Here is an 11,590-nt window from a genome sequence, read left to right as displayed (position 1 = left end):
TAATATTAGCCCCTTTAAAAAGGGGTAATGAAGATAAAAAAGCCAGCAATTGAGCTATCAATTGCTGGCTTTTTCGTTTTTAAGTTTGAGCTTTTGAAGGCAAGTTTTAAGCTTTTTTCAACATTTGTTGAGAGTATAATAATTTTTGGGTTAGCACATGGCGTGGCGATTTTAACACCTCTAACGTTTTCCCTTGCTCTACAACTTTACCATCTTGCATCACAAATAATCGATCGCTTATGTGTTTCACAATATTTAAATTATGAGATACAAAAATATAAGCAATCCCAAATGTTTGTTGAAGCTCGAGTAATAAATTAACCATTTGTGAGCGTGAAGATGGATCCATAGCAGCAAAAGGTTTGTCGGCAACGATGACCTTAGGATCTAAAATAAGCGCACGAGCAAGTGCGACACGCTGTTTTTGTCCACTGGATAACATGTGTGGGTAATGCCAAATATAATCAGATAATAAGCCCACTCTAGCGAGTGTCTTTTTAATTTTTTGCTCTCGTTCTAATGAAGTTAAACTTGTATTTAATTTAAGTGGCTCTTCTAATATTTGTCCAATAGAGACACTTGGATTAAGTGATGTGGCTGGATCTTGAAAGATCATTCTAATATTCTGGCAGCCTATCTTATGATTTTTAGTAAATATAGGCTGACCGTTTAAGAGAATTTTACCCGTTGAAGGCGCTTCTGCACCAGCCAGTAACTTAGCTAAAGTGGATTTGCCTGAACCGGTTTCGCCAACAATGGCTAGAGTTTGAAATGAATCCAGTGAAAAGCTAATTTTTTCAAGCGCGGTGATGGCGTTATGTTTCCATGGCAACACTCGCTTTTTATAGGTTTTTGATAAATCGTTAACTTCAAGTAACACTGACATGAATTTATTCCAAGTTAATCGGATGATGACAACTAAACTTATGGCCTTTAAGTTTGATGCTTTTAGGCGTCACTACACACTCTTTTTGGGCACGGGGACAGCGAGGTCCTAAACGACAACCTATAGGTAAATGTTGCAAAGGTGGCGTCGAGCCAGGCAAGGTTTCGAGCCGAGATTTTGGTCGCGTATCTGTATTAAACTTAGGGATACTTTTAAATAAGTTTTGGGTATATGGGTGATATGGCCTTTTTAATAAATCACGCACTGGGCCTGATTCTGCGCTTTGGCCGCTATACAAAATGGTCATTTCCTCTGCATAATTTATGACAGCCTCTAAATCATGCGTTATTAATAAAACCGACATGTTTTTTTGTGTATTGAGCTTTTGTAGTAGTCTCATTATTTGAATTTTTGTGGTGCTTTCCATTGCATCAGTTGGCTCATCGGCAATTAAAAGTTTAGGGCTGCGCACTAGCGCCATTGCAATCATCACTTTTTGGCATAAACCTTCAGATAATTCGTGCGGGTAACTCTCATAACATTTTTGGTAATCTTTGATCCCGACTTTAATTAGTAAGTTTTTGGCTATTTTTAGCCGTTCTTGGTGTCGGCTAAAAATACCACCGGTAAACTCGCTTTTGGGGATCACTTCGTTAATTTGTTCACCGATAGTGGCGGTTGGATCTAGACTGCGGCTGGGCTCTTGGAAAATCATTGCCATGTCACGATTAATAATTTGGCGTCGTTTTTGGGGTTTTAACTTTAATAAGTCTTCACCTTGCCAGAACATGCGATCGGCTTGAACTGTCCACTTATCAGATAAGGTGCCAATTAATGCTTTTGCAAATAAAGATTTACCTGAGCCGGTTTCGCCAACAAGACCATGAATAGAGCCCTCCCGCATAGATAAGCTCATTTTATCAATAGCATTAATGGTTAGGTTTGGGCTATTGAGCTTAACGGTTAAATTACGTACATCTAGTAACATGATTTTTCCTTATTAATCGCTTCTGTGTCTTAGCGCATTGCGTAAGCCATGACCAACACTATTAACAGATAACAAGCATAAAAACATGGTAATTCCGGGTAAAATAGCTAACCAAGAAGCGCGATAAATTAAATCAATGCTATCGGCTAACATAGCGCCCCACTCAGGTGAACCATGTTGAGCACCTAAACCTAAAAAACCTAAAGCGGCAATATCTAGCATGGCAGCCGAAACCGCTAAACTGTATTGTAGAATGATGCTTTCAATGACATTTGGAAAGATAGAATTTTTTAATATTTGAAACTCGGTCGCACCATCCAACCTAACTGCCGTTATGTACTCTTTTTTTAGCTCTTCTCTAATCACAATTTGGGTGCGGTGAACAAATTGGGGAATTAATACCAATAGCACAGCCCAAATAGTATTATCTAAACCTGGGCCTAATATTGCCACTATGACCACGGCTAATAAAAGGGAAGGGATAGAGAGAATGGCATCTAATAAATGGTTAAAAACACTTGAACGAATGCCTTTACTCATCCCTGCTAACGCACCTAATGCAACGCCAACTAGCAATGCGGCAAAGGCAACCAATAAACTAATACCAAAAGTTAAACTGGCACCATGAATGAGCCGAGATAGAACATCTCGGCCTAAATCATCCGTGCCCAATAAATAATATACATCGCCAGCGCTTTGCCACGACGGTGGCAGCAAAATAGATTGAGTGTCCTGATAATCTGATGAATATGGGCTAATAATGGGGGCAAGCAAGGCTACTATTATAAAAAAAACGACAATACAAAAACAGACCCAAGAAACATGGTTTTGTTTAAATCGGTTCCATGCTTGTTTATACGGACCCGGATAGTCAATTTCGTTATAGATATCGCTATGTGGCATTGATTTCTTTTCTCATCAGTGGATTAACCAGCATGTGGACAATTTCTAATAAAACATTAATGCTAATCATCATAGATGCAACTAGCAGTAAAGCTGCTTGGATAGCAGGGTAATCTCTTTGATAAATTGACTCTATTATCCAATGGCCAACACCAGGCCAAGAAAAAATAACCTCGGTAATCATAGTACTGGTAACTAGCGTGTTAAATAGCAATCCAAATTGTGGAATAATCGGTAGTAAAGCGTTCCTAAAAATGTGTCGGCTAATTAATTGCCAGCTGGTTAAGCCCTTTGTTTGAGCTGCTTTTATATAAGGCAAGCTCATTACATGGATAACTGAGCTGCGCATCATACCAATAACTAAGGTAACAGGCAGCACAGCAAGCGTTATAGTGGGTAAGAATAAATGCGACACTGCATCTAAATACACGTAACTTTTGTTATTTAAATTACTTAAGGCAATATCTATTAGTAAAAAGCCCGTATGTGTCGGCACTTCGTACAATAAATTTAGTCGGCCAGACATGGGCAGCCAACTTGAGTTTAAAGTAAAAATAAGAATAAAGAGTAAACCAACCCAAAATATAGGGATACTATTGAAAATAGTAGCTGTTGAAAATATTACTTTATCAATCAAACTATTATGTTTAACGCCAGCCCATAACCCAAGTGGCAAACCAATAACCAAAGTAACAATTAAGGCGTATAAGCTAAGCTCAACAGAGGCAGGTAATACACGTAAAAACTCATCAAAAATAGGTTTTTGTGTACTAAATGAAACACTTAAATCACCCGAGATGATATGCTTTAAATAAATTAAATATTGCTCAAAATACGATTGGTTGAGCCCGTACTTATCACTTAGCAATTCATATTCAGAATAAGTTAAACTTTGCTGGCCGGAAAAATTAATGACAGCATCGCCTGGAAACAAATGCCCAAGAGAAAAAGACAGTAAGCTGATTAAAAATAAAGTGGTTATTAGCAAGTTAAGGCGGCGCAATAAATAGATAAACATTATAGTTTCTCAGTTTCTCTGAATGAAATTGCGGAAAACGCAGAAAAATTCACTTTTAGGATGTTATCTTGTTTTGCTAAAAAGCTCATTGAGTGGGCGATAGGCATTACCGGAAGTTGTTGGTTTAAAATGCTCTGCGCCTGAAAATAGAATTTTTTTCTGGCATCTCTATTTTCGCTTAATTGCGCTTTGATTAGCAAGGTATCAAACTCAGGAGAGCACCAAGCTGCGCGGTTGCTCCCTAAAATAGCAGAGGTACAGGTTAAAATAGGGCGTAAATAGTTATCCGGGTCAGGAATATCAGCATTCCAGCCAATCAAGACAGAATCATGCTCGTTGGCAGATAATTTTTTACGTAAAGTTGTCCATTCATAATCCACGATTTTTACTTTTATGCCTACAGCTGCCAAATTCGCTTTTATCAGCTCTGCCATTTTGACGGCGTTAGGATTATAAGCTCGTTCAATATGAGGCGCCCAAACTTCCATTTTAAACCCTTTAGGGACACCCGCTGCACGTAGCTCTTTTTTTGCTAATTCAGGGTTATATTCATAGTGGCTTAAATTAGGATTAAATCCCCATGAGCTAGGAGGAACAACCGATTTTGCCGGAAATGCCATACCATAATAAACGGTTTTAAAAATGGTTTTAACGTCAATTGCTTTAGCTAATGCTCGGCGAACTTGTGGGTTATCAAACGGCGGTTTTAAGGTATTAAATGCCCAAAATGCTGTATTTTCGGCATTTTTGCTTTGCAGTGTGATATCTCGTCGTTCTTGCAATATTTCCATTTCGCTGGCAATAGGGTAGGCAATAACGTCACACTCTTTGGTGACTAACTTGGCTAAACGAGTTGAACTTTTGGGGGTGATATCAAAAATAAGTTGCTTTAATTGACTGCTCCCTCCCCAATAATCAGGGTGAACTTTAAACCGGATATACTCATCAGGAATAAATTCAGTAAATAAAAAAGGACCTGTCCCGACAGGCAATTCATCCATTTGAGATTTTTTATCCATCAACGTCAAATAGTGGCCATATTCAGCAGATAAAATAACCATATAATCTGTCGTGAGCTGAGTAATAAAAGAGCTGCTGGGTTGCACTAAAGAAATTTGTACATGGTAAGGGGAAACGGCTTTGATATCTTCGATTAGTAAATTGAGCTGATGGGTTTGAAAATAAGGATAATCTGCAGCTTCTTCATGAAAAGGGTGAGATTTTAATCGCCATCGGTTAAAACTAAATACCACGTCATCGGCGTTAAATTTTCGAGTCGGTTTAAAGTATTGGGTTTGGTGGAAATCTACATTTTTGCGTAAATATAAGTCAATAGTTAAACCATCGTCACTGGTTTGCCAGCGGGTCGCTAACCCAGGTTCTAATTCTTGGGTGGTCGAGTTGTAATTAATTAAGCGATCATAAAGTTGGCGAGCACTAGCATCTAAAGTAATCGCTGAAGTGGTTGTTTGTGGGTTAAAGCTTTCGGGATTGCCTTCTGAGCAATAAATTAAGCCATCCTGCAATCTAGGGTCATTTGTCACACCCTGAAATTCACAGCCAAGTAGGCAAAATAAACTAACACTAAATAACCAACAATATCTGATATCTGGCTTAATCATGCTTAAGCGAGTCCAATAATTTATATTTTTTTAAATAGCCACGTAACTGATGATAACTAACTTGTAATAACTGAGCGGCTTGCTTTTGGTTGTATTGGCTCTGTTTTAGCGCATTTTTTATCATGTTAATTTCAAGTTCAGCGGAAGCTTGTTTAAGACTTACCTTATAATTGTACGCTTCATTTTGAGAATTTAAATCATTTATTTGGGGTGAAGGCTTAGGCCGTTCACTTTTATTGGTTGAAATGTTAGTTGAAACGGGTCGAAAAGGAGATTCAAATGGATCAAATACGATCTCATTCAACGCCTGATTTGGGTTACCTGCTCGATATAAGCTGCGTTCAATTACATTTTTAAGCTCTCTAACATTGCCTGGCCAATGATAGTCAAGTAAAGCTTGAGTCGCGTCTTCACTAAAGCCTGAAAACAAATCGAACTTTAATTCTGATGCCATATTGATTGCAAAATGTTCTGCTAATAACAAAATGTCTTCTTGTCGGTACCGCAGCGGTGGAATGGTAATCACATCAAAGGCCAATCGGTCTAGCAAATCGGCACGAAAGCGTCCTTGTGTCGTTAAGTTGGGTAAATCTTCGTTTGTCGCAGCAATTAAACGAACGTTCGCTTGTAAGGTTTTATGTCCGCCTACACGCTCGTATTCTCCGTATTCAATTACTCTGAGTAATTTTTCTTGGACCGAGGTGCTGGTATTGGCTAATTCATCTAAAAATAAACTGCCCCCATGAGCTCGCTCAAATCGACCGGCATGTTGCTTTTGCGCGCCACTAAATGCGCCAGATTCATGACCGAACAGTTCGCTCTCAAGCAGGTTTTCATTAATTGCAGCGCAGTTAAGTTTAATAAGAGGCGCTTGCCAGCGACTAGATAAATAATGAAGCCGTTGAGCTACCAGCTCTTTACCTGTGCCCCTTTCACCTATTACCAAAACCGGCTTATTCAAGCTTGCTAGTTTGGAAATATGCTCCAGCATACTTGAAAAATAATGTGATTGACCAATTAATTTTAATGAGTTGGTTAAATTAGCCATAATTTCGTTAAATAAACTATAATTTGGTTTTTATTATTATGGGGGTTAGTAAGATAAAAAGCCAACATAACTTTTTTAATTTAAAATCATGAGCTTATAATTCTGGCATAAAATTCGCTATCTATATTAATTAACAAACCTAATTAAAGATTAGTTAATTAATAACGTAGAGGTAATTTATGGGTATTTTTTCTCGGTTTAATGACATTATTAATTCAAATTTAAATGCATTATTAGATAAGGCTGAAGATCCGGCCAAAATGGTGCGTTTAATTATTCAAGAAATGGAAGATACGTTAGTTGAAGTCCGTTCTAATTCAGCTAAAACTTTAGCGCAGAAAAAAGATTTAAATCGTCAATTAGACAGAGTGGCGCAACAAGAACAAGAGTGGCAGCAAAAAGCTGAACTAGCATTAAACAAAGGTCGTGAAGATTTAGCTAGAGGTGCATTGATTGAAAAAAATAGATTAGCCGATGTGGCTAAGTCTATTTCAAACGAATTAAATCAGCTTGATGTACAAGTGGAAAAGCTCCAGTCAGAAATCCATCAACTACAAAATAAACTAACGGATGCCAAAGCACGCCAGCAAGCTCTACTGTTAAAACAAAACACAGTCTCATCAAGATTATCGGTTAAGCGCCAGCTCGATAGTAGTAAAGTTGAAGATACGCTGAATCGTTTTGATGCTTATGAACGAAAAATAGATGATCTGGAAGCGCAGGTTGATAGCTATGATTTACAGCAACAAAATCTAAAAAATGAATTTGATGAGTTAATTGTTCAAGACGAGATTGATGCTGAAATTGAAAAAATGAAAGCAAAAATGAATACAAGCTCAACAGGCAATCATTCAAATGAGGTGTAAAGCATGACTGCAATAGTGGCTTTAATTATTACTCCGCTCATTTTATTTACCTTATTTGTAGCCCCTATATGGTTGTTTTTAAGCTATCGTAGTAAACGAGAAGTTAAGCAGGGGCTAACTGAAGAAGAAAAATATCAAATGAGACAATTGGCTCAGCAAGCGGAAAAACTGGCAGAGCGGATTAAATCACTTGAAAAGATTTTAGATGCAGAATCCCCAAGTTGGAGAGACCGACATGAATAAGCCAAATACGCGGCTAACACGAGATATCAAACATGCCAGAATAGCAGGAGTGTGCGCTGGTATAGCTCGCCACTTTTCATTAGAAACTTGGGTTGTACGAATTATCACGTTTGGCGCTTTGTTTTTTTCAGGTAGTTTGATTTTATTTGCCTACATTGCCGCTTGGCTAATTTTAGAACCCGATAATAAGCCGGATGACCGCCGAGATTCAAACTCATATGGCCAGAATAACTTTGGTTATGATGATTATCATTTTGACATCAAAGAAAATACCTGGCGCTCGGGTGAACCACCTAAGCAGGCATTAGTGACGATAGCTAATGGTTATCAAAAATTAGAGCAGCGCATTCAACAGATGGAGAAGCATGTAACTTCACAGCGTTTTCAAGTTGAAAGGGAAATAAATAAACTCTAATTTAACCTCAATTCGGGTTAAGGTTAATTTAAATAGCTAACATGTTTAGATTATAAGATGTTTTCTCAAGCAAGAGGCGTTATTTTATGCAGTCAACTCAGTTAAATACACAGGCATGCGAAGCGTGTCATGTAGAGGCTCCGCAAGCGACTGAGCAGCAAAAAAATCAGTGGTTGTCGGAATTATCAGGTTGGCAAATACAAACGGAACAAGGTGTTGAGCAGCTTTATAAGACTTATCAATTTAAAAATTTTGTTCACGCACTTGAATTTACAAATAAAATCGGTGAACTGGCTGAATCTGAAGCGCATCATCCAAAAATTGTTACACAGTGGGGTGAAGTAACATTAGCTTGGTGGACGCACAAAATTAAAGGCTTACATAAAAATGACTTTATTTGCGCAGCTAAATCAGACCAAGTTTAACCACTAAAGCCATGCTTTTTTGTTTTGTGAATTAGATAGTTTACAAAATTAACAGGGAAAACCGCAAAACAACAGGCATGAAACTGTACTTTGAAGCCTGTTATTGCGTATAATTCGCCTCAAATCAACTAGCTTACTTGATATAGTGATAGAAATGGTGCAATTGCAAACCCAAGCTGAATACGAATTTAATTTTCCGGCCAAACCGGCTCCGCTTTCGTCTGAGCAAAAAGCCCAGTATAAAGCGCGGATCAAAACGCTGCTCGCAGAAAAAAATGCGGTGTTAGTCGCGCATTATTATACTGATCCTGAAATCCAGGCGCTGGCTGAAGAAACCGGAGGCTGTGTCTCTGATTCATTAGAAATGGCGCGCTTTGGTCGAGACCACCCCGCAAAAACCCTGATTGTTGCTGGGGTTAAATTTATGGGTGAAACTGCCAAAATTTTAAGCCCTGAAAAACGTGTATTTATGCCGACGTTAGAGGCAACTTGCTCGTTAGACTTAGGCTGTCCAGAAAAAGAGTTCTCAGATTTTTGCGATGCTCACCCGGATCACACCGTGGTAGTTTATGCCAATACCTCTGCAGCAGTGAAAGCAAGAGCTGATTGGGTTGTTACTTCATCTATTGCGCTTGAAATTGTTGAGCATTTAGATAGTGAAGGCCATAAAATTATTTGGGGTCCAGATAAACATTTAGGCGCTTATATTGAAAAGCAAACAGGCGCAAAAATGCTTAAATGGAACGGCGCTTGTATTGTTCATGATGAATTTAAAGCTAAACATTTACATGATTTAAAATCAATGTATCCGCAGGCTGCGGTATTGGTGCATCCTGAATCACCGTCTTCAGTGATTGATTTAGCCGATGCGGTTGGCTCAACTAGTCAGCTAATTAAAGCCAGCCAAGAAATGGACAATGAAATGTTTATTGTGGCAACGGATAAAGGCATTTTTTATAAAATGCAGCAATTAACGCCAGATAAAACCTTTATTGAAGCTCCGACAGGCGGTAATGGCGCTACTTGTAAAAGTTGTGCGCATTGTCCGTGGATGGCGATGAATGGCTTAGTTGCAATTGAAAATGCGCTCATTGCGGATGATTTGTCTGAACATGAAATTTTTGTAGATGACGATTTGCGTGAAAAAGCATTGATTCCATTAGATCGAATGCTTAATTTTGCACAAGAACTTAAAATGAAAGTTAAAGGCAACGCATAAACTTATTGTACTATTAATAAGTAAATTAAAGGCATCGCGATTTAGCGATGCTTTTTTGTATTAAAAATCAACAAATTTTTATTTCAAACCAAGAATCCTAGATTTTATTCAGAATCCGCTTGATAAACTGAGTCGATTTCCCTATTATTCGCGGCCTAGCCTTAAAGGTTAGGTTGATTATTTTATCCGGTGAGATGGCTGAGCGGCTGAAGGCGCACGCCTGGAAAGTGTGTATACGTTTGTAGCGTATCGAGGGTTCGAACCCCTCTCTCACCGCCATTTCTTTTGCTGCGGGTAACTTAACCCCTGCAACATCCCTCCATGCATATTGAATGATTTTTTAAGGTAATGTAACTTTTTGGATCATGGATAACTAGCCTTGTGGTGTTTAGCTATCTATTTTGAGTTTTAATTTGCTGCGTAGAAACATTGAGCTACACAAATCTATAGCATTTTATTCCCAACTGATAAACTAATTAATTTCATCTTGTATTTAAATCATTTTCATTTCTTTATTTCTATTAAATAATTTACAATATTTTCATTTTAAAACAACAAGTTAACTCTTATCCAAAGTACTGGTAAGTGATATACTAGTCGGTTCTTAATGCATTAAACAGTCAGTTATAAACCGTTAATTTACGCGGCTAATACTGATGTTGAAATTGCCCGATTTGTTAATTAATTTGCTGTAAAGGTTATTCATGTCTAGCATTATGATCGCACAAGCCGTTGGCTTATTGAGTGTGGCTTTATCTTTGCTCTGCTTTTTTCAAAAAGATGATTTACGTTTGAAATCAGTTATGCTGATTTTTAATATAAACCATGCATTGCACTTTTTTTTATTAGGCGCATCTACGTCTGCATTTTGTTGTTTATTCTCTGCGTGTCGTACCGCTACTTCGATTAAAGTAAAATCAAGACTGGTTGCATGCGGATTTATTCTTGTCACTATTTCTGTTGGCGCATTTATTGCCCAGCAATGGACAGATATGATTGCTATTGTTGGTGCTTGTTGTGGTACTTATGCATTGTTTTGTTTAGACGGTATTAAAATGCGTTTATGTTTATTTGCAGGTTCATGTTTTTGGTTAACCAATAATATTATTGTAGGTTCAATTGGCGGTATGATTTTAGAAAGTGCGGTCATTGTTATGAATTTAACCACTATGTACCGTTTGTACCGGGACTGTGGTAGTTTGAAATTAGCATTAGCTTAAATGAGTTATCCAAGGTAGCAGGTCATTTAACCTGCTACCTTTTATTTTGAGTTAAGATATTTATTAATGTCATGCAATAAAACTAACGCAATTTAGTTTTCATCATGCGTTCTTTTTGACGAGCCCAATCTTTATCTTTAATATCACTGCGCTTATCATGCATTTTCTTACCTTTAGCCAGACGTACTTCTAGCTTTACCCAGCAACGCTTCCAATACATACGGGTAGCGACCATTGAGTAACCATCGCGGTCTCGAGCACCAATTAAATTGTCGATCTGCTTGCGGTTAAGTAATAGTTTTCGAGGACGAACCGGATCAGCGACCACATGGGTTGATGCTGAGTTTAACGGGGTAATTCGGCTACCAACCAAAAATGCTTCATTGTTTTGGATAATGACATAGCACTCAGAAATATTAACTTTGCCTTCACGGATACTTTTAACTTCCCAGCCCTGTAGCTCCATACCGGCTTCAAAGTTATCTTCTAAAAAAAATTCGTGTTTCGCTTTTTTATTTTGCGCAATTAGGTTGCTATTATTGCCGTTTTTTTTCTTTGTTTTTGCCATAAATAAATTGTTAATCCTCGATTTGCCTGTTGCAAGCGATTGAGGCCATTTACAGTTGATTGTGCAAATGGAGTGCTTGTGAATGTGATAATGCCATGCCGCCCAACTTACATTTGAGTGGCTGAATTAAGGTAAGGCACTTGCCAATATCTTAAGTATAAGGTAATCA

13 protein-coding genes and 1 tRNA gene are annotated in these 11,590 nt (G+C 38.0%); 7 read left to right on the top strand and 7 right to left on the bottom strand.

Annotated features, from left to right (window positions below; genetic code table 11):
• Positions 1–106: 106 nt before the first annotated feature.
• From OLW01_RS10790 to pspF, 6 genes are read right to left on the bottom strand one after another with little or no spacing between them, the layout of a single operon-like run.
• Entirely contained in the window at positions 107–886 is a 780-nt protein-coding gene (locus OLW01_RS10790; protein ID WP_268073925.1) for a peptide ABC transporter ATP-binding protein, read from the bottom strand.
• 4 nt (positions 887–890) lie between these two features.
• Positions 891–1,877 carry an oligopeptide/dipeptide ABC transporter ATP-binding protein gene (locus OLW01_RS10785; protein WP_268076213.1) on the bottom strand — a complete coding sequence of 329 codons (987 nt, stop codon included), beginning with the start codon at positions 1,875–1,877 and terminating at the stop codon, positions 891–893.
• Positions 1,878–1,886: 9 nt separating this feature from the next.
• Positions 1,887–2,777, bottom strand: coding sequence for an ABC transporter permease subunit (locus OLW01_RS10780; protein ID WP_268073924.1), 891 nt, complete (start codon positions 2,775–2,777; stop codon positions 1,887–1,889).
• The gene (locus tag OLW01_RS10775) at positions 2,767–3,795 is read right to left on the bottom strand and encodes an ABC transporter permease subunit (RefSeq protein ID WP_268073923.1); all 1,029 of its coding nucleotides are present in this window, start codon (positions 3,793–3,795) and stop codon (positions 2,767–2,769) included. Before OLW01_RS10775 ends, OLW01_RS10780 begins: the two co-directional genes overlap by 11 nt.
• Positions 3,795–5,417, bottom strand: a complete 1,623-nt coding sequence (locus OLW01_RS10770) for an ABC transporter substrate-binding protein (protein ID WP_268073922.1) — start codon at positions 5,415–5,417, stop codon at positions 3,795–3,797. Before OLW01_RS10770 ends, OLW01_RS10775 begins: the two co-directional genes overlap by 1 nt.
• Entirely contained in the window at positions 5,410–6,465 is a 1,056-nt protein-coding gene (gene pspF, locus OLW01_RS10765) for a phage shock protein operon transcriptional activator (protein ID WP_268073921.1), read from the bottom strand. Before pspF ends, OLW01_RS10770 begins: the two co-directional genes overlap by 8 nt.
• Before the next feature lie 179 nt (positions 6,466–6,644).
• Here pspF and pspA point away from each other — a divergent pair, with 179 nt between their 5' ends.
• The 7 genes from pspA to OLW01_RS10730 all read left to right on the top strand — a co-directional run bounded on the left by pspA (position 6,645) and on the right by OLW01_RS10730 (position 10,853).
• The gene (gene pspA / locus OLW01_RS10760; protein ID WP_268073920.1) at positions 6,645–7,331 is read left to right on the top strand and encodes a phage shock protein PspA; all 687 of its coding nucleotides are present in this window, start codon (positions 6,645–6,647) and stop codon (positions 7,329–7,331) included.
• 3 nt (positions 7,332–7,334) lie between these two features.
• Positions 7,335–7,574 (top strand): envelope stress response membrane protein PspB, encoded by a 240-nt coding sequence (gene pspB, locus OLW01_RS10755; protein ID WP_268073919.1) that lies wholly within the window; start codon positions 7,335–7,337, stop codon positions 7,572–7,574.
• Entirely contained in the window at positions 7,567–7,989 is a 423-nt protein-coding gene (gene pspC, locus OLW01_RS10750; protein WP_268073918.1) for an envelope stress response membrane protein PspC, read from the top strand. Before pspB ends, pspC begins: the two co-directional genes overlap by 8 nt.
• 86 nt (positions 7,990–8,075) lie before the next feature.
• Positions 8,076–8,414 (top strand): 4a-hydroxytetrahydrobiopterin dehydratase, encoded by a 339-nt coding sequence (locus tag OLW01_RS10745; RefSeq protein ID WP_268073917.1) that lies wholly within the window; start codon positions 8,076–8,078, stop codon positions 8,412–8,414.
• A 154-nt stretch (positions 8,415–8,568) separates the two neighbouring features.
• A complete protein-coding gene (gene nadA, locus OLW01_RS10740; protein WP_268073916.1) occupies positions 8,569–9,633 on the top strand; it encodes a quinolinate synthase NadA in 1,065 nt (354 codons plus the stop codon).
• Between the two features lie 188 nt (positions 9,634–9,821).
• Positions 9,822–9,912: transfer RNA gene (locus OLW01_RS10735), tRNA-Ser, on the top strand.
• A gap of 425 nt (positions 9,913–10,337) precedes the next feature.
• A complete protein-coding gene (locus OLW01_RS10730) occupies positions 10,338–10,853 on the top strand; it encodes a YgjV family protein (protein WP_268073915.1) in 516 nt (171 codons plus the stop codon).
• Between the two features lie 82 nt (positions 10,854–10,935).
• Here OLW01_RS10730 and smpB read toward each other — a convergent pair whose 3' ends face one another.
• The gene (smpB, locus tag OLW01_RS10725; RefSeq protein WP_268073914.1) at positions 10,936–11,421 is read right to left on the bottom strand and encodes an SsrA-binding protein SmpB; all 486 of its coding nucleotides are present in this window, start codon (positions 11,419–11,421) and stop codon (positions 10,936–10,938) included.
• Positions 11,422–11,590: the final 169 nt, after the last annotated feature.

This window comes from Catenovulum adriaticum, assembly GCF_026725475.1.
GTDB classification, from domain to species: Bacteria; Pseudomonadota; Gammaproteobacteria; order Enterobacterales; family Alteromonadaceae; genus Catenovulum; species Catenovulum adriaticum.
This window is presented reverse-complemented; position numbering and strand designations above follow the sequence as displayed.

Bases quoted from the DNA above. Each gene is read 5' to 3' on its own strand.
- pspC (WP_268073918.1), top strand. From the start codon at position 7,567: ATGAATAAGCCAAATACGCGGCTAACACGAGATATCAAACATGCCAGA.
- pspF (WP_268073921.1), bottom strand. From the start codon at position 6,465: ATGGCTAATTTAACCAACTCATTAAAATTAATTGGTCAATCACATTAT.
- pspA (WP_268073920.1), top strand. From the start codon at position 6,645: ATGGGTATTTTTTCTCGGTTTAATGACATTATTAATTCAAATTTAAAT.
- pspB (WP_268073919.1), top strand. From the start codon at position 7,335: ATGACTGCAATAGTGGCTTTAATTATTACTCCGCTCATTTTATTTACC.
- smpB (WP_268073914.1), bottom strand. From the start codon at position 11,421: ATGGCAAAAACAAAGAAAAAAAACGGCAATAATAGCAACCTAATTGCG.
- nadA (WP_268073916.1), top strand. From the start codon at position 8,569: ATGGTGCAATTGCAAACCCAAGCTGAATACGAATTTAATTTTCCGGCC.
- OLW01_RS10775 (WP_268073923.1), bottom strand. From the start codon at position 3,795: ATGTTTATCTATTTATTGCGCCGCCTTAACTTGCTAATAACCACTTTA.
- OLW01_RS10745 (WP_268073917.1), top strand. From the start codon at position 8,076: ATGCAGTCAACTCAGTTAAATACACAGGCATGCGAAGCGTGTCATGTA.
- OLW01_RS10790 (WP_268073925.1), bottom strand. From the start codon at position 886: ATGTCAGTGTTACTTGAAGTTAACGATTTATCAAAAACCTATAAAAAG.
- OLW01_RS10780 (WP_268073924.1), bottom strand. From the start codon at position 2,777: ATGCCACATAGCGATATCTATAACGAAATTGACTATCCGGGTCCGTAT.
- OLW01_RS10730 (WP_268073915.1), top strand. From the start codon at position 10,338: ATGTCTAGCATTATGATCGCACAAGCCGTTGGCTTATTGAGTGTGGCT.
- OLW01_RS10770 (WP_268073922.1), bottom strand. From the start codon at position 5,417: ATGATTAAGCCAGATATCAGATATTGTTGGTTATTTAGTGTTAGTTTA.